Genomic DNA, 18,224 nt, shown 5'->3' on the forward strand with positions numbered 1-18,224 from the left:
ATTAGCCAAGCTCTAACGGGTGAGCTTTTGGAAAAGGGCGTTGAATTAATCACCACCGTTCGTAAGAACATGAAGAAAAAGTTTATTTCTTTATGGGATAGAGCCATGTTAAAAAAGCGATTCATCATTGAAACAGTAAATGACCAATTGAAAAATATTTCCTATATAGAACACTCAAGACACCGCAGCGCGCATGGGTTCATGCTTAATCTACTTGGTGGATTGATTGCATATTGTTTAAAAGACGAGAAGCCATCATTAAATCTAACAGCTCAAGAACTTGCGCTGTTAGATAGCACTAATATCGTGTTTGCTTAACCAGATCTGAGGTTAATCAAAAACCGCTGGATGCATTCTGAGTGGTCACATTATTAATGTGCAATGGTATAACTGGTAGGGGGTATTACTGACTGTCTGCGATGGACGCGATCTGAATGTATGATATCGTCAATGTATGTGCTTTGTATCATATTGAACTCTTATGGCGTTGATGTATTACGCACATTGTTCTTATCGGTATTTTATTGATATTGGCTATCATCAGCTGATAAGTGAACATGATTTTTTAGCGGCTCAATTGACATCAACAGAAACCTCAATCTTGCTAGGCTTTAAATGTCGATGAATTGGCGATTGGACAGGTACGCCCGCCGGATAAACAAGGACGTGATTGACCTATACGTAAAAAACAAACCCCGTATCAGCAAAGCTGATACGGGGTTTGTTTTATTCAATCTCGATAAAAAATCGACATTGAATTTTAATTTGGTCGGTATGAGAGGATTCGAACCTCCGACCCCTGACACCCCATGACAGTGCGCTACCGGGCTGCGCTACATACCGAAATTTTTTGATGTATACATCAGCACTTAGTGAGTGTTAACAACTGGGGTAACTAAGTGGTTATGCACTTTATCAACAGTAATTAATGAGCGCAAGCAGTTAGTTATATGCTAATTGCCGATTGGCTATAAACTACTCAACTTCCAACTATTCTCTTATTCAACTTCCAACTACCAACGGTCAGACTATTGATCCATTGCCAACCATTCGTCTGCGGCGGCAGTATATTACTAAAGTGCTGTTACGAAAGTGATGTCTTGTAGGGGGCGTTACTGTATTTGAAAAATGGTTTTATCGTAAGTTGGCAGCTCAATGAATCAACAGATAAGAGTGCGGCTAATCAAACACAATTAGCCGCAACGGTATTATTGATTATAGAGTCTACGGCCTTCTCGCATGACTTGGATTAGCTCTGGTGCGCTCATTTTTTTATCTAAGCGCTTATCGTAGTTAACATCATAAATACGGTATTTACCGAAGCGGTCAAGAACAGTGATTTCAGATTTTTGATAAATCGCAAAGCGGCGGCTGTCGCCGATGTACACCCAGGTTTCACTGTTGGGCTCTAATAGGCTGCGACCAGCACTATAGTCGGTGCTAGGGTTGGTACAACCTAAAACATGGCTGAGTATGGTTGGAGCAATACCGTAGTGGCTAGTGCGGTAATTGACTTTATTGCCATAGGTGTCTGGCCAATGAATAATGAGTGGCACATTCACATTCCCAGGCGATAAGTCGTTGCGCGCGTCGCTGCTGTTACTGGTAAACACTTGACCATAAGTACCGGTAATGATCACCACTGTGTCGTCGCTAACATTATTCAGTAAGTTAGACAGTTGCTGGTCTATAAAGTTAAGCGATTGACGATATTGATTAAATAACACCTTTTGCGCTGGTTTTAACTCCATTTTTGGTTTAATGGTTTGTACCCCTAAAAAACCGATAGGCGTGTCGTAGTCTTTTGGCGCTGTGAGGTTAACTAAGGCAAACCAGGGTTGCTTTTGGCTTGCCTGCCACGCGGCAACAGCATTGATGGTATTAATGTCTGCATCGGCACTGCCGTTAGCACCTTCGCTGGTATGTATTTGCATCCCTTTAAACATGGCGCTGTTGTTGATGTCGATACTTACCGTCGGCGCAAAAAAAGCTTGCTGATAGCCTTGCTCAGTTAAGATATTGGTTAGCATTGGGCTAGTGACAGTAAACTCTTTACGATCGCTGTAATTACCCTGTAAGCCATACATTAATGTAAACATGCTGGTGTCGAAATCGGTTCCACCACTGAAATGCTTCATAAAGCGTTGATTTTTATTACGGTACTGGCTTAAAAACGGCATGGTATCGTTATCGACCATATCAGCACGCAGACTGTCGATACTTATCAATAAGACGTTTTGTTGAGTGTCGGCGCTGCACTGCATTGGGTTTATTGGGTAGCTGAGTTTACGCGATTTTTCACTGCGCGATTGGGACGTTTGCATGTTGCTGTCGATACCGTGGCTTTCCATAAACGAGCGTGCTGTTGCTGGGTATGACACAGGATAGGCGTCGTCGAAACGAGTGACTTCTGTCATGCTGGTGGCGTCGGCCCAAATGTGGAACAAGTGGCTACTGACAAAGCAAGCACCGACAAAAAGCACAACGCGGTTACCCCACTGTTTTTTCTGTATTTTATCGATGCGTTTCCACAAAAAGTTTGCAGCTGTTAACTCAATTAGCACAATGACGATGGGCGTAATAATATAAGAAGTACTGTGGAGTAATGCATTGAGGTCTTGCCAGGCTAGGTCGAATGCAAATGGACTTAAATGTATCCCGTAGTCGTCATAAATGACTGTGTCATACAGTAAAGCATAGAGTCCGAGTGACGCAATAAACGCGGCAAAACCGCGTAAAATTTTAGAATAAGGTAGCAGTAAGGTAATCGGGAAAATAAACAGTAAGTAACCAATAAAGGCCAAAAAAGTAAAATGGCCAATGGTACTGATGGTAAGGTAGGCCCAACCGATAAAGGTTTCTGGGTAGCCCACACTGCCAATATATCGAGCGCCAATTAGCATCGCTAATATGCCATTAAAAAAGGCAAACCAGTGACCCCAATTAACTAAACGCGACACGTTATCTCGTGTCATTTGCTGCTTTTTGCGCTCGATCATCTTAACTCGTATTCCTACGTTATCATCACAGACTATTTCAGTGTAACTGATTGTTAGCCCTAGTGATAAATTTTATTTTGTCGATTACTTAACCGACTGTGTTAACGCTTTGGCAAATTGCTCTGCCACTTTTTGACGTGACTCATTGGGCACTTTTTTGTCAAGTAAATGGGTTACACAGTTACCTAATACCATTAGGCTTAAATCGGTAGGCGCTTGGTGCTTAGCAAGGGTAGCAAGCAGCTCGCTGATAAGTGCTTCAACTTGGGTGTTGGTGTATTTAGATTGAATTGCCATAGTCAGAAAACTTCGATAAAGAATGAATTAGCTGCACATAATAACGGATTTAGCCATTAATCGCCTCAAGTTTTATTCGACCTGGTTAAGGAATATCGCAAACCCTTGTTCGATTTATACTGTGGGTCTGATATCATTCTTTTTTAAATTATCATCTGCGACAGACTAGGGTTAACAAGGCTTATGGCGATTAGTATTGAGCAAGCAATTATTCACGAAATTTCTCAAGACGGTCAGGGACAAATGCGCTGTCGTTTACGTCCGCAACCGTTGTTGAATACCAACGCTGTTGAAACCATGTTAGAAGAATTACACCAGACTTACTCAGGTAAAGCGGGTAAGGGCTTTGGTTTTTTTGGCACTCACGGTGATGATGGCGAAGCCAACGATGAATTTGCGAATGCGTTAACCGGTTACCGCAACGGCGACTTAGGCTTTGTTGAGTTTAGTGGTCAAGCAAGTCAGTTATTGCAACAAGAGTTAGCCAAGTACGATTTTAGTCAGGGCGGCTTTTTGTTGATGTCTTGCTACACCAGCATGACGAGCGACTATTTGTTTGTGGCATTGCTAAGTGCTAAATCATCAATGACAGTTTTAGATGATATGGAATTGTCGCAAAACAATCATTTAGATTTAAGCAATATTCAGTTAGCGGCGCGCATCGATTTAACCGAGTGGCAAGCAGATAAAAGCTCGCGTAAGTATATTTCGTTTATTCGTGGTCGTGCTGGTCGTAAAGTAGCCGACTTCTTTTTAGACTTTATGGGCTGCGTTGAAGGGGTAAACACCAAAGCGCAAAACAAAACGTTAATTCATGCGGTTGAAGATTTTGTCGCGGGCAGCGAGCTGACTAAAGATGAGCGTCAAGAGTGCCGTAATAAAGTGTTTGAGTATTGCTCTGAGCGAGCAGATGCGGGTGAAGTGATTGAAGTTAAAGACTTGGCTGATGAATTAGCCGACTCCGGTATGGATTCATTTTATGATTTTGCCTGTGGCGGCAGTTATGAGCTTGATGAAGAGTTTCCGGCAGATAAAGCCAGTTTACGCAGTTTGAAAAAGTTTTCGGGCACTGGCGGCGGTGTAACGTTAAGTTTTGACGGCGGACATTTAGGCGAACGTGTGATTTACGACCCCGTATCTGACACCATTTTAATTAAAGGTGTGCCCGCTAACTTAAAAGATCAGTTAGACCGACGTTTGAAAGGCGAGTAATCATCAAGTAGGGTTATTTATATCGTTAAATTAGCGTCCAATGAGGGCGCTTTTTTATATTGAATCATCATTTTTTTGTATCAACTGGTACGATTATTCAACGAGGATCCGTTTTTTGCTTTTCATTACGCTTTAGTTGAGTAAACTAGCGCCAATTTTTGAGCATTTTTGTTTGTTATGCCTTTAATGGTGTAACCAACTTTGGGGGAGCGATGATCACTGCATACGCCTATCAAAATAGACAACTGGTCACCACAGAATTAAAAGTCGGTGACCAGGTACCTGAGTCGACATTATGGTTAGATTTATTAAAACCCGATGATAAAGAACGTGATTGGTTGAGTTCGTTTTCTGCTGAAGAAGTGCCCGACGAAGAAGATATTAAAGAAATTGAGGCCTCGGCACGTTTTTACCAAAACCAAGACGGCTTACACATTAACTCGTTATTCCCACAACGCGTCAGTTCTGATGTGCGCGCAGTAAACGTATCGTTTAACTTACGTAAAGCGTTTTTACTGACCATTCGTGAAGAAGATGTCGGTTTAATCCGTTTATTGCGTAACTATTTGCGTTTAGGCCGTTTAGACATCACCACGCCGCAAGGCTTGTTATTAGAGCTATTTAATTTAAAAGTAGATTACTTATCAGATTTAATCGAAGACGTGTATAGCGTACTTGAAAATGTCGGCGAGCAAGTGTTTAACGACGACGAGCTTGATGACGTGTTTAAACTCATTACCCTGCAAGAAGACTCTAACGGTAAAATTCGCTTAAGTTTGCTCGATACTCAGCGTTCGTTACGCTACATGCAACGTTATTACCGTGAAAGTTTGTCTGATGAGAACTTAAAATCGATTCGTGAAATGTTGTCAGACATTGAATCATTAATGCCTCACAGTCAGTTTATTTTCGATAAGTTACAGTTTTTACTTGATGCGGCAATGGGCTTTAGTGGATTGCAGCAAAACAAGATTATTAAGATATTTTCGGTATCGGCGGTGGTGTTTTTACCGCCAACCTTGATTGCGAGCAGCTATGGGATGAACTTTCATATTATGCCCGAACTGGATTGGCGCTTTGGCTACCCAATGGCCGTCGCATTAATGCTAGCCAGTGCGGCAGGGACTTATTTTTTCTTTAAACGCAAAGGCTGGTTGTAATTTATACCATTGCGCGTTAGTAAATGCTCTCTCAGCGAGAATTTAAAAGGGCTTAAACAAGGCGTATGACTGAATGAATAGTTATTCTCTTTCGAAGTCATGCAACGCAGTGTAAGCCCTTTTAAAACTCGCCTGAAAGGAATGCCCCAGCCGCTTTTGCTTTACGTTCTCGCTATTTGAAAGGGAACAACCATGACTACATAGCGACGCCTTAATCAAAACCGCTGGACGCATTCTGAGTGGTCACTTATTAATGCGCAATGGTATTAACCTTGTGAAAGCTTCATTTTTATCCGTCAATAGCGTGTAACAAAAAGCCACTTCCTAAAACAAGTGGCTTTTTGATTAATACTGCTTATTAAGGCGAGTTTAATTTGTTCCGATACCAAAACTGATTTTATCTCTTGGGTTAAGATAGGCATGAATTATCTTAGGCAGTCCCGCTGCCGGTAAGCTACGTACTATGGTGATATTGTGATTTTCTAAGCTAATGATTGGTGCCTGGTCTTTAGGCACCAGTTGGTCATACACCACAATATTAGGAAATAATAGTTGCTGTAGGTTAACCGACATCACCATGGCAAATTGGCCGCTCGATAACTCAACAATGCTTCCTGGTGGATAAATACCCAGCATTTTAATGAGTTTACTCACGTATTCTGAATTAAGTTTTTCATTGTAGTTTTTGTACAGCATGCCTAGTGCCACACTCGGCGGTTTACCCTTAATCTGGCCCGTGCCATTACATAAGTTGTCGTATTCATTGACTACCGCAATAAGTTGCGACAGTTTATCAAGATTGTCAGCTTTAAGCCCTTGTGGAAAACCGCTACCGTCTAGAAATTCGTGATGATTTGCAATTAATGGTTTGGCTTCTTCTGGGAAACTGTCGGCTAACTTTAAAAAGTTAATGCTCATTAACGGGTGCTGTTTGATAAAGTTTTCTTCAGGGGCAGACAGCGGGACACGTTTATTAAGAATTGTACTGGGCACTTTGAGCTTGCCAATGTCGTGAAATAGCGCACCAAGGCCGATGGTTTCAACTTCTTCGCGGCTCCAGCCAAGCTCTTTAGCCATTAACATGCATAGCATGGCAACGTTGAGAGAGTGGTGGTAAATATGTTCATCGTTTTTGGCATCGCCCATTAAATGCAATGCAAGGTTGTCTGAGTTGAGCAACATATTGGTCATGTTGCTAATTAAATCTTTGGCCTCACTCACGGCATTGAGTGGGCGGCTGCTCACTTTTGACACCATCGAGCGCATCATGGCGACTGAACGTTCAAACTGTTGTTCGGTTTTCTTTAAATCACGTTTGAGCTTTTTTTGTTCATCTATTTTGGCTGTTTTGTCGCTAAGCATTTGCTCTTTTAGTGCAGTGAGTTCTTCTTCTGAAGGCGGTTGTTGCACATCGGCCGATGTTACCGGTTCTATGTCGCTTTTTTCAGGGTCAAAAAACACATCCTTGAGTCCTAATCCTTTGATTAGCTCAATTTGGGCACTATTTTTGATTTTAAAACTGCTAAACAAGAATGGGTGATCTTTCCACGAAATAGGCAGACGGATAAAAGTACCCACTTCAAGTTGTTCTACAGCGACTTTTTGGTTTTTTTTCATAATGTTGTCATGGTGACGTTATAGAACAACTCGCTATGTTTGCCTTTATGCTTTACAGGGCCTTTGTTGGCGTGGCAGCATAATACTATAAATGGACAAATAATAGTTACCCCCTATGGATTTTATTGAAGTATATCCCAATGTGATTAGCGATGATTTGTGTGACCGCTTAATCGCTGCATTTAATGCGCACCCTAATGTCGGCCCGGGCCAAACTGGTTTTGGCGTGGATAACGAAAAAAAGCGTAGCCGTGATTTAATGTTAGATGCTTTTGACGATTTAGCTGACTTAAAAAATGAGCTTTTAGCTGTAACGTTTACGCAGATGACGGATTATTTTACCCAATACTCATTAGCATTAATGGGTGCGGTGTCGGTGCAAGTGACCGATGATCAAGGGCAAGCTCAAACATTAACGCCTAACAATTTTGATACTTTAGGCAAGCCCAGAGCAAGCACCTTAACCAAGTATTTGTATCGCAGTGGCACAATCAATATTCAACATTATCAAAAAGGCCTTGGGGGATATCCACATTGGCATTCGGAGCAGTTTCCGCAAAATGGCCATAATGAAGCCTTGCACCGTGTGGTGTTATACATGTTTTATTTAAACGATGTTGAAGAGGGCGGAGAGACAGAGTTTTATTACCAGCAGCGTAAAATCAGCCCTAAAAAAGGCACCATGGTGATAGCGCCTGCCGGTTTTACGCACAGCCATCGTGGTAATGTGCCCATTAGCAACGATAAATATATTGCAACGTCTTGGGCCATGTTTAATCGTGCCGAGCAGTTATACGCGCCACTGAGCTAACGTTTTAGACTCAGCCGTGGGATTAACGCGTATTGACTGGATCGTGTTGCCTAGATCGTGTCAACTAGAGCGGAAACTCAATAATAAATGCCGCGCCGCCCAACGAGCTGGTATTAATGGTGAGCGTGCCGCCATAGCTATTGACCAACTCATGGCAAACGGCAAGCCTAATGCCCTGGCCGGGTGATTGCGTGTCGGCGCGTATACCTCGTTGTATAATTTTTTGTTTTATGGCCTCATCCACTCCGGGGCCGTCATCTACTACGCTTAGGCATATAGTGTTGCCATCTTTTATGTGAGCGTTCACGCTGACTTGGTTTATGCACAGCCTACACGCGTTTTCCATTAAATTACCTAGCAACTCCATTACATCGCCTTTGCTTAACGGCAACGCAAGATTTTCACTGATATTGTGGCTCAATGAAATGTGTTTTTGTTGGTACAGTTTAGTGAGCATTTGCGCGAGCGATTCAACAATGGGTAGCAGCTCGGTGTGTTGAAAATGCAACCCTTGCTGGCCAAGCATAGCGCGCTTGAGCTGGTATTGAACAAGGTGGTCCATGTCATTAATTTGCTCAAGGATGTGTTTGTTTTGTTGCTGTCTCTCTAAGGTGCTGTCGTCAATAATAGCGATGCTTGCGGCTAGACGCGTTTTAAGGCTGTGAGCAAGGTCATTCATCGCATTTTGATAACGCGTTTGGCGATCATCTGCTTGCGTGATTAATTGATTAAGTGCGGTAGTGATCCCTTGCAATTCCTCTGGATAATCGTGAGATAACCGCTGTTTGCGTCCACGTTGAAGCTCAATCAACTCAAGTTTTAATTGCGCTAAGGGGCGCATGCTCCAATAGGCTGCGCTGATCAGTAATAACAACGCGACAAGTAATATTATGGCGAGCCTAAAATAGGTGAGTCGATTAAACTTGCTCAGTTCGGCTTTAAGCTCGCCGGCATCTTGTAAAATCAATAAATGGTACATTTGCGCGTCGACATCAATGCTCAGCAGGTAAGCAAAGTAGCTTTGATTTTGGTTAAAATTAAGATAAAACGGCGGCAAGTCGTCTTTAATGGTCAGGTATTGTTCGCATATTTGGCTTAGGTGTAAATCAGTGGCGTATTCTGAACGCCATAACGTGTCATAACCCGCATTACAAGTTGCCATAATGTATTGAATATCAATGTCATCACCTTCACGCGCCTGGGTTATCGGTACTAAATTATTTTCGCGAAATTCAGCGGCGATAATGGGCAATTTAGCAATAAGTTCGCTGGTGGTTTGGTTATATCGATTTTGAGCGTGGAGTAAATTAATTAACCAGGCTAAGCCAAACCCGACGAGGGCAATGATGCACAAGGAGGTGACAAACATCCTTGTGAGTAAACGCTTTTTGGGCTGCAGAGTTAGTCGCATGGGTGGTTAAATTTATATCCTTGGCCGCGAATGGTCATAATGGGGTCGATTATCCCGCCTTGACTGAGCTTTTTTCGTAATCGGCTTATCATCACTTCGATAGTATTTGGGTCGCCTTCTTTATCGGCATAAATCACATCAAGCAGACGCTGTTTGGCCACCACTTCATGGCTATGGCGCATTAAATATTCCAGTAGTTGGTATTCAAATGCGGTGATGTCTAGTGGTGTTTGTTGCAGGCTGACTTGTTTGGCGGCTAAATCTAATTGTAATGGACCACTGGTAATGACGGAGCGAACAAAACCGCCACTGCGACGTACGATGGCATCTAGCCTGGCGATAAGCTCTTCTTTTTGGAAAGGTTTGACTAGGTAATCGTCGGCGCCAGCGTTGAGTCCTTCAACTTTATCTTGCCAGGTTAAGCGTGCTGTTAAAATGATGATCGGCGCTTTCACATCAGCCGAACGCAGTGATTTTATGAGGCTGATATCGTCTTGGTCTGGCAGGCCTAGGTCAATAATGGCCACATCAATAGGGTAATTCGTTGCTTGATAAAAGCCTTCTTTGGCGGTTAAGGCCACTTGTACCTGATTACCCGCATCGCTCAGTTGCACCGTTAAGTGATGCGATAAAATCGGATCGTCTTCTATGACCAATATACGCATTTTTATCCTTAACGAAGGTGATATGAAAAGAATTATATTTCATCGATAGTACCTTATCTATTTGTTTGGTTGAATATTAACCGTAATAAATATCCTGCACTATTATGCTTGCGGCCCTAGGTTAAGTTGTCGTAGGACGTTAGAATGATGCCATTAATGGATAATCAAAGGATTAAGATGAAATTTACAGGAATGATATTGGCAGGCGTTTTAAGCTTGTTTTCAACCGTTGCGGTGAGTGAAACATTTACGTTTACTGCTATTCCAGATGAAGATGAAAGCCAGTTACGCACTCGCTTTGATAAAGTTGCTGTGTATTTGTCTGAGCAATTAGGCGTTGAAGTGAAATATGTGCCAGTAAAATCGTACTCTGCTGCAGTCACCGCCTTTCGTAATAATCAAGTTCAGTTAGCCTGGTTTGGTGGTTTATCTGGTGTACAAGCCCGCCGTTTAGTACCGGGTTCAGAGGCCATTGCCCAGGGTTTTGAAGACCAATTTTTCAAAAGCTATATTATTGCGCATCATTCTACGAAGTTAGCTGCAACCGATAGCTTTCCGCTATTAAATGATTATACCTTTACGTTCGGCTCAAAAGACTCAACATCTGGGCGTTTAATGCCACAGTATTTTATTGAAAGTAATGTGGGTCAATCTGTCGATAAAATCTTTAAGCGCATTGGTTTTTCAGGCGACCATAGCCGTACTATTAGCCAGGTTGAGGCCGGTGTGTATCAAGTGGGCGCGGTAAATTACAAAGTGTGGGACACCGCAGTTGAAAAAGGCGAAGTTGACACGTCAAAAGTCAGCGTGATCTGGCAAAGTCCGACTTATCCAGATTACCAATGGACAGTGCATTCTGGTGTAGACACTGTTTATGGTGCAGGCTTTAAAGACAAGCTAACCAAAACCTTAATCGACATGAAAGATAAAGATTTATTAGACAGCTTTCCACGCGAATCATTTGTACCAGCGAGTAACAGTGATTACGAGCCTATTGAACGTGTGGCGAAAGCGATTGGAATGTTAGATTAATGCTGACCGTTGTTGATACCGATTTAGGCTATGGGCAAAAAATTATTTTGCCCAACATCAACTTGGCACTCAATGCCAATGAGCATGTTGCGATTTTGGGGCCGTCGGGTGTCGGTAAAACGACCTTGTTACATCATCTGTATCAACAACTGGCTGAGCAAACGTGTTTGTGTTCACAGGCACAAGGTTTAGTCGACAATCTGTCTATTTTTCATAATGTGTTTATCGGCGGATTAGCACGTCATTCTCGTTGGTATAATATGGTTAATTTGTTGCTACCGTTTACACAACCACAGCAACAAATTAGCGTTATTTGCCAACAGCTTGAATTGAATATGCCACTGCAAAAAAAAGTCAGCGAGCTCTCTGGCGGTCAACGCCAACGTGTCGCGCTTGCTCGTGCGTTGTTTCAGCAACAACCAGTATTTATGGGTGACGAGCCTTTTTCGGCGTTAGATCCACTTATGGGTGTGAGGTTGCTCAATTTAGTGAAACAATCACATCAAAGTGTTATTTGTGTTTTGCACGATGCTGAGCTGGCGTTGGCGCATTTTGATCGCATTATTGTGATTAGTGCAGGCAAAGTGGCGCTAGATGCTAACGCTAAGCAACTCACTCTGGCCTATTTGTCTCAGCATTATGTTGTGGCCGATGAATCGCCTCATCGTGCAAATTAACCCTAACAAAATGGTAAATACCGCTTCGACACGTTTTTTCCCTTTTATTGGCCACTGGCAAAAAATCACCTTAGGGTTATTTCTACTGGTGCTTGTGTGTTGGTTTTTTGCCGACACAGAAGTGATTGCATTAGAGCCCTGGGCTGAACTTGGGCGGATGTTTACGGGGTTTATCACACCTGATTTTGGCGCAACCGAATATTTATTAGAGGCCGTGTGGCAAACCATCAGCTTTGCGTTATTAGGAATTTACCTGGGGCTATTGCTCGGATTTCCATTAGCGCTAGCCTATCAACACCCTTTGATTGCGGCTATGTGCGCCTTTATTCGGGCTATTCATGAAATTTTTTGGGCGCTGATTTTTTTACAAGTTTTTGGGTTATCACCGCTTACCGGTATTTTAGCTATTGGCCTGCCATATGCCGCCACATTTGCTCGCGTGTTTGCCGATATTTTACAACAAGCTCCCATGCAAACCGTGTTTGCTATGCCTAAAGGTACGGACAGGTTGTCTGCACTGATTTATGGCCGCTGGATGCATATGTATCCGCAAATTGTGGCATATATTCGTTATCGCTTTGAATGTGCGCTTCGAAGCAGTGCAGTATTAGGGTTTATTGGTATGCCGACGCTAGGGTTTTATTTAGAGTCTGCGTTTCGTCAAGGCCACTACCAGCAGGGCGGGGCGCTGTTGATCTTGTTTATCGCCTTGATAGGCACTATTCGTTTTTGGGCGAAGCCCGCGATGCTATGGGTTTACTTACCGTTAGCCGTATATTTTTTACCTGAGTTACCCGTGCTTCAACCGCAATTGATTTGGCGCTTTATCTCGATAGATATTTTACCGCCGATGCTCCAAGGGCAAACGCTCACTACCTGGTTTGCTGCAGACACATTTATTGCTGTCTGTGAATGGGCTTATGAGTTAGTGCGCGACCAAGTGTGGCCGGGGATAATCGCTACGTTAGTTTTAGCTTGCTGCGCGTTGGGCTTAACCCATGTCTTAACCTTAATAATGTTACCGCTCAATACGACATTGATGATGCCCAAATGGGTCATCATGCTAATGCGCGGGGTGAATTTAATATTGCGTTCATTGCCCGAATACTTATTAGCGTTTGTGTTTATGTTGTTACTTGGCCCATCAATGCTACCGGCAATCATTGCGCTAGCATTGCACAATAGCGGCTTAATGGTTTTTTTAATGGCTCGGCAGTCGGATGATATTATTGTGCCGTTAACTTATCGCCCACGATTAGATCACTATAGCTATGTTGTGTTACCTGCAATTTATCCACACTTTATGGGGTTATTGTTTTATCGCTTTGAGGTCATTATTCGCGAAACCGCTATTTTAGGCATGTTAGGCGTAATGACATTAGGGTTTTATGTGGACAGTAACTTTGCTGAAATTCGTTTTAGTGGTGCGTTATTGTTATTGATGTTCACAGCAGGTTTAAATGTGTTGGTTGATTACATTGCCCGCAGACTGCTTCAAGCGCCGCGGGACAAATTACAAGCGTGTTAACCCTGCGATTATCAAACGAGCCACTGACTCATTATATTGCTGGCAATATTACTCGCGATAGTCACCGCGAATGCAATAAAAATGATCCCCACTAATAAATCAATAATGGTATTGGCCGCGAGTAGTTTTTGTTGAATACGCGGTTTAGATAACACTAATGCTAATAAGCCAAACCAAATAAAAGACAGACTAAATAATACTATTGCCGCGGCTGTTTTAGTGGCAAAACTCACTTGTGGGGTAATGAGTACCGTAAACAGCGTAATAAAAAAGATTAATGCTTTGGGATTGAGTAAATTGGTATACAAGCCAATTTTAAACCCCTTAAATGACGACATTTGTGCCACATTGTCAATCGGTGAAGTCACTACCTGAGCGGGTTGACGTTTTAATTTAAGTGCTTTGAAAGCTGATGTTAGCGCGCCAAATCCCATCCAAGCCAAATACCCACTCCCAATAAGTTGAACCACAATATAAGCTACAGGTGATTGCTGGATCATCACGCTGATCCCCAAGAGTGACAATAGGGTGTGAACCAAAATAGCAGCGGCGATCCCTAAGGCGCAATAAACGGCGGTTAAGCGTGTTTGTTGCGTAGCCATCTTTACGACGATGGCAAAGTCCGGCCCTGGGCTCATTAATGCGACTATATGTATAACCGCTAAACTGGCTAATAAAGTGATGTCCATATTCATTGTGCTCTGATATTGATTTTATTTTATGGTATAAGCCAATGATAATGCCTTAGTTATACAAAAAAAGCGCTATATTAGCGCTTTTTTATATTCGAGCTGACTAAGTCTGTTATTTACTGTTTAGCACTTGCTCTTCAAAGCTTTTTGCTGCTTTACCCGCTTGTGAATTGTTAAAGGTTTCTTCGTTAAACTCACCTTCAGATTTAGCAATAATCACTGTTGCGACAGCATCTCCGGTTACGTTTACTGCTGTGCGGATCATGTCTAGCATTCTGTCGACACCAATAATCAACGCAATACCTTCAACCGGTAAACCGACTTGGTTAAGCACCATTGCAAGCATAATTAAGCCCACGCCAGGCACACCCGCTGTACCGATAGATGCTAACGTTGCGGTAACAACAACCGTTGCATAATCCATAATGCTTAATTCAATGCCAAATACTTGCGCAATAAATACCGTGGCAACACCCTGCATAATGGCAGTGCCATCCATGTTAAGTGTGGCACCTAATGGTAAGGTAAATGAGGCGATTTTATTGTCTACGCCCATTCTGTGTTCTGCCGTTTCAATCGTGACAGGTAATGTCGCGTTTGAACTGGCCGTACTGAATGCAAATAATTGTACGTCACGGATTTTACGTAAAAACATCAGTGGGCTTAAGCCTGAAAACAGCTTTAATAATGTGGGATAAACTACTAAGCCTTGGATAAATAATACCGCGACGACTAAGAAGAAGTATTTAACCACACTGCCAAAGGTCTCTAGGCCTAGCGTTAAGCTCAGCGTTGCCATTAAGGCAAAAACACCATAAGGCGCTAACTGCATAATCAGCGTGACTACACGCATGATGACTTCATTAAGGTCATTAAAGAATGATGCGACACGTGCACCACGTTCACCTATGTGTGAGATAGCAAAACCAAAAATAACTGCAAATAGAATGATCTGCAGCATATTGCCTTCACTCATGGCTTGCATAGGGTTGGTGGGTACGATATTAATAAGGACTTCAGACAGACTCGGTGCATCTTTTGCTGTGTATTCTAATGCGTTACCTGCAAGACTGGCATTGCCTGGATGGATAATCACCGCGGCTAAAATGGCAATGGTGAGCGCAATAGCTGTAGTAAATAAATAGAATGAAATGGTTTTACCACCAAGACGTCCTAACTTAGATGGGTCGCTTAGTGAACAAGTACCACAAACAAGTGAAATAAATACTAGCGGTACGACGAGCATTTTTAAGCTGGAAATAAAAATAGTGCCAATCACATGTAAGAATCCATCGGTGATGTATTCTTGAATAAACGCACTACCTGGGAAAAAGTTTCGTAATGCGAGGCCAAATAAAATGCCTATTCCCATACCGATTAAAATTTTGCTCGTGAGTCCGAGCTTGCCTTGTTTACTCACAGAGTATTCCTTTTCATTATAATATTTTTAGATCTTTTTTGAATGCATTAAAGACTAGCAGGAATCGCCCTTTTAGGAAATGGCCAAAAAGTGAAAGTTTTAGAGGATAAATGACACAGAAAACAATAGAGTTATGGTAAAGTTACAAGATATTTGCGTATTGTTAATCTATAAGTAACTATAATAATTATTTAGTTTAATCTTAATGTAACAGGGAGCCTGACAATGAGGTCAGCATATAAAGTATATTTTGCACTTTTATGTTCATTTTTTCTCTTCGCTTGTGGTGGTGGGGGAAGTATTACAGATGATGGGACAGGAGATGGTACAGATACAGCGACAACAATAATAACCTTAGCTATCGACAACACTCAAGTTTCTGTCGCTGAACCGGCAACCATTACCGCAACGGTAAAAGACTCATCGGGTAAAGCGGTAAGCACTCTGGTTACTTTTACGCTTAATAACGAGACTTATGGCTCATTTTCGCCAAGCACAGGCGAAGTCGTCACTAACTCCAGTGGTGTGGCGACAATTCAGCTTAATACAGCAGAAATCAATACAGGTGCAACGGTTACCGCAACGACCACATCTGGTGAAAGTGCTTCATTGTTTGTCACTATGACAGGCGATGGTGGTGCAGCCGGTGGTGGCGCGCAAGTCTCTTTGGTGTTAACTGATGCTGCGGGTAATACTATTCAGTCTATTAGTACATTATCGCCAGGCAAATTAACCGCAACCGTTACCGGTATTACTAAAGCATCTATTGTGACTTTTGATAGTCCAATTGGTGATTTACCGGTTAAGACTGCAGTTACTAATGCTCAGGGTAAAGCGACCGTTGATATTTATGCTGGTAGTTCTTTAGGCGCTGGTGAAGCAACCGCAACCTTATCGAGTAACGAAAGCGGTTCTACTATCGTGGTGGTCGGTGCAACTAATGTTGTTATGGGCAGTGGCACTCCATTTGTTGAGGGTGTGGCTTCTATTAGCACTACTGATTTATCTGCGGGTGGCACGGCAACTGTTAGCGTGTCTATTCAAGATGATTTAGGCAATCCTTTTACTCAACCTGTCGATGTTAATTTTTCATCTACTTGTGCAACTAAAAGCCCAGCTCAAGCGGTGATCAGTTCGCCGGTGTCTTCAAGTAACGGCGTTGCAACGTCAACTTATCGTGCTGAAGGTTGTGTTGGTGAAGACCAAATTAACGTAACGGCTAACGCTGGTGGAATAAGCTTATCTGCTGTTGGTACTATTAATGTGCTTCAGGCTGATGTTGGTAGTATCGTGTTTGTTTCTGCCGTCCCTGAAAATATTAGTATTTTAGGCACTGGCGGTACAGAGTCTTCAATCGTTAAGTTCAAAGTATTAGACAAAAACAGTAATGTTGTGGCTAATCAAAATGTGAAATTTTCACTCAACACCAGTGCTGGTGGTGTAAAAATTGACCCATTACAAGCAACGACTGACAATGATGGTATTGTGCAAACAGTGGTTACCACGGGTACTGTCGCCACGTCTTTACGAGTGACTGCTACTGTTGATAATGGTGCTGTACCTGCTATTTCAAGTCAATCAAGCCAATTAATCGTATCTACGGGTATTCCAGATCAAGACAGTTTCTCTTTAGCTGCGACGTTGTTAAACGCTGAAGGGTGGGATGTTGATGGCACTACCGTAACAATTACTGCTCGTATGGCTGATGCCTTCAATAACCCTGTACCAGATGGAACCACGGTCTCATTTACCACTGAAGGTGGTTCTATTGAAGACGCTTGTCAAACCCTAGATGGTGCATGTTCTGTGTTGTGGACCAGCCAACTGCCAAGACCAGAAGGTGAAACGCTTCTTAATGGCGCAGGGCAGATGTATCGTAACCCTAATGCATCTCTAGCTTACGACGCTACATTAGACCTTTATGGTAATATTTATGGTCAAAAATATGGTGGTCGTGCAACGATTACCGCGACGGCCATTGGTGAAGAGTCTTTCCCAGACCTTAATGGTAATGGTCGATTTGATGCATCAGAAGCGTCAGAGTTTCTTACTGGCACAGATGTTACTGGGCAGTCATTTGATTTAACTGATGCATATAATGACTATAACGAAGACGGTTTCTTTAATCCGCAGCAAACAGGCGGTCAAGCTGGTGGTACTTTAGAAGAGTTAATTGATTTTAATGCTAACGGTGTTTTTGACGCTAAAGACAGTAAGTACAACGGGGTGCTTTGTTCAGATCCTGTGCACAGTGCTTGTGCTGATGGTGTAACTGATTCTAAGTCGTTGTTTGTCCGTCGTAGCTTAACTTTAGTGATGTCTGGTAGCCAAGCATATGCAACAGCACCGAGCAGTATCGTTGTTGTCGATAGCACTGGCACTCACTCTGGTGAAAGCAGCATGACGATCGTCGGTAAAGGTTCTGCAACGGCAACGTTCACTATTTCTGATTTACATAATCAGCAAATGCCAGCAGGTTCTATTGTACGATTTACAACATCTGCAGGTTCTGTCGTGAGTACAAGTGAATACACATGGCCGAGCTCGAATTACAATGGTGGCCGTCAATTTACGGCCACTATTAAAGGTGAAGATGAACCTAACTCGGGTGTATTCCTTGTGGAAGTTGAATCACCTAATGGTTTAGTCACGCCGGTAGTATCGATAGGGGTTACGATTCTTTAATTGTTAACCAATATTTGT

Annotated in this window: 15 protein-coding genes and 1 tRNA gene; 8 read left to right on the forward strand and 8 right to left on the reverse strand. The window is 42.6% G+C overall.

Features of this window, described 5'->3' with window-relative positions:
• Positions 1-318 (forward strand): transposase (locus tag GQA99_RS18625; protein WP_229785956.1); only part of this gene is annotated, 318 nt, incomplete at its 5' end.
• Positions 319-766: 448 nt separating this feature from the next.
• On the opposite strand, the gene GQA99_RS18630 is transcribed toward GQA99_RS18625, so the two are convergent.
• From GQA99_RS18630 to GQA99_RS18640, 3 genes are all read right to left on the reverse strand, one after another.
• Positions 767-843, reverse strand: a tRNA-Pro gene (locus GQA99_RS18630).
• A 365-nt stretch (positions 844-1,208) separates the two neighbouring features.
• Positions 1,209-2,999 carry a DUF3413 domain-containing protein gene (locus tag GQA99_RS18635; RefSeq protein WP_160056481.1) on the reverse strand — a complete coding sequence of 597 codons (1,791 nt, stop codon included), beginning with the start codon at positions 2,997-2,999 and terminating at the stop codon, positions 1,209-1,211.
• A gap of 84 nt (positions 3,000-3,083) precedes the next feature.
• A complete protein-coding gene (locus GQA99_RS18640) occupies positions 3,084-3,296 on the reverse strand; it encodes a YejL family protein (protein WP_160056483.1) in 213 nt (70 codons plus the stop codon).
• Positions 3,297-3,479: 183 nt separating this feature from the next.
• Between GQA99_RS18640 and yejK the strand changes: the two genes are divergently transcribed.
• The gene (gene yejK / locus GQA99_RS18645; RefSeq protein ID WP_160056485.1) at positions 3,480-4,508 is read left to right on the forward strand and encodes a nucleoid-associated protein YejK; all 1,029 of its coding nucleotides are present in this window, start codon (positions 3,480-3,482) and stop codon (positions 4,506-4,508) included.
• A 212-nt stretch (positions 4,509-4,720) separates the two neighbouring features.
• Positions 4,721-5,668 (forward strand): magnesium/cobalt transporter CorA, encoded by a 948-nt coding sequence (gene corA, locus GQA99_RS18650; protein ID WP_160056487.1) that lies wholly within the window; start codon positions 4,721-4,723, stop codon positions 5,666-5,668.
• Between the two features lie 369 nt (positions 5,669-6,037).
• Here corA and GQA99_RS18655 read toward each other — a convergent pair whose 3' ends face one another.
• Entirely contained in the window at positions 6,038-7,285 is a 1,248-nt protein-coding gene (locus GQA99_RS18655) for a cyclic di-GMP phosphodiesterase (protein WP_160056489.1), read from the reverse strand.
• Positions 7,286-7,400: 115 nt separating this feature from the next.
• Here GQA99_RS18655 and GQA99_RS18660 point away from each other — a divergent pair, with 115 nt between their 5' ends.
• Positions 7,401-8,096: a 2OG-Fe(II) oxygenase gene (locus GQA99_RS18660; protein WP_160056491.1), complete on the forward strand. Its 696-nt coding sequence runs from the start codon at positions 7,401-7,403 to the stop codon at positions 8,094-8,096.
• Positions 8,097-8,160: 64 nt separating this feature from the next.
• On the opposite strand, the gene GQA99_RS18665 is transcribed toward GQA99_RS18660, so the two are convergent.
• A complete protein-coding gene (locus tag GQA99_RS18665) occupies positions 8,161-9,507 on the reverse strand; it encodes an ATP-binding protein (RefSeq protein ID WP_160056493.1) in 1,347 nt (448 codons plus the stop codon).
• On the reverse strand, positions 9,498-10,172 hold the full coding sequence (locus GQA99_RS18670) for a response regulator (protein ID WP_160056495.1): 675 nt from the start codon (positions 10,170-10,172) through the stop codon (positions 9,498-9,500). The genes GQA99_RS18665 and GQA99_RS18670 overlap by 10 nt, the downstream gene beginning before the upstream one ends.
• Positions 10,173-10,364: 192 nt before the next feature.
• Between GQA99_RS18670 and GQA99_RS18675 the strand changes: the two genes are divergently transcribed.
• The 3 genes from GQA99_RS18675 to GQA99_RS18685 are packed head-to-tail and all read left to right on the forward strand — an operon-like array spanning position 10,365 to position 13,409.
• The gene (locus GQA99_RS18675; RefSeq protein WP_439144430.1) at positions 10,365-11,204 is read left to right on the forward strand and encodes a putative selenate ABC transporter substrate-binding protein; all 840 of its coding nucleotides are present in this window, start codon (positions 10,365-10,367) and stop codon (positions 11,202-11,204) included.
• A complete protein-coding gene (locus tag GQA99_RS18680) occupies positions 11,204-11,881 on the forward strand; it encodes an ATP-binding cassette domain-containing protein (RefSeq protein ID WP_160056499.1) in 678 nt (225 codons plus the stop codon). Before GQA99_RS18675 ends, GQA99_RS18680 begins: the two co-directional genes overlap by 1 nt.
• Positions 11,882-11,891: 10 nt before the next feature.
• A complete protein-coding gene (locus tag GQA99_RS18685) occupies positions 11,892-13,409 on the forward strand; it encodes a PhnE/PtxC family ABC transporter permease (RefSeq protein ID WP_160056545.1) in 1,518 nt (505 codons plus the stop codon).
• A gap of 11 nt (positions 13,410-13,420) precedes the next feature.
• Here GQA99_RS18685 and GQA99_RS18690 read toward each other — a convergent pair whose 3' ends face one another.
• The gene (locus GQA99_RS18690) at positions 13,421-14,098 is read right to left on the reverse strand and encodes a LysE family translocator (protein WP_160056501.1); all 678 of its coding nucleotides are present in this window, start codon (positions 14,096-14,098) and stop codon (positions 13,421-13,423) included.
• Between the two features lie 115 nt (positions 14,099-14,213).
• On the reverse strand, positions 14,214-15,521 hold the full coding sequence (locus GQA99_RS18695) for a dicarboxylate/amino acid:cation symporter (RefSeq protein WP_160056503.1): 1,308 nt from the start codon (positions 15,519-15,521) through the stop codon (positions 14,214-14,216).
• Positions 15,522-15,746: 225 nt separating this feature from the next.
• Here GQA99_RS18695 and GQA99_RS18700 point away from each other — a divergent pair, with 225 nt between their 5' ends.
• Entirely contained in the window at positions 15,747-18,206 is a 2,460-nt protein-coding gene (locus GQA99_RS18700; RefSeq protein WP_160056505.1) for an Ig-like domain-containing protein, read from the forward strand.
• Positions 18,207-18,224: the final 18 nt, after the last annotated feature.

The organism is Shewanella litoralis (genome assembly GCF_009828585.1).
Classification (GTDB): domain Bacteria; phylum Pseudomonadota; class Gammaproteobacteria; order Enterobacterales; family Shewanellaceae; genus Shewanella; species Shewanella litoralis.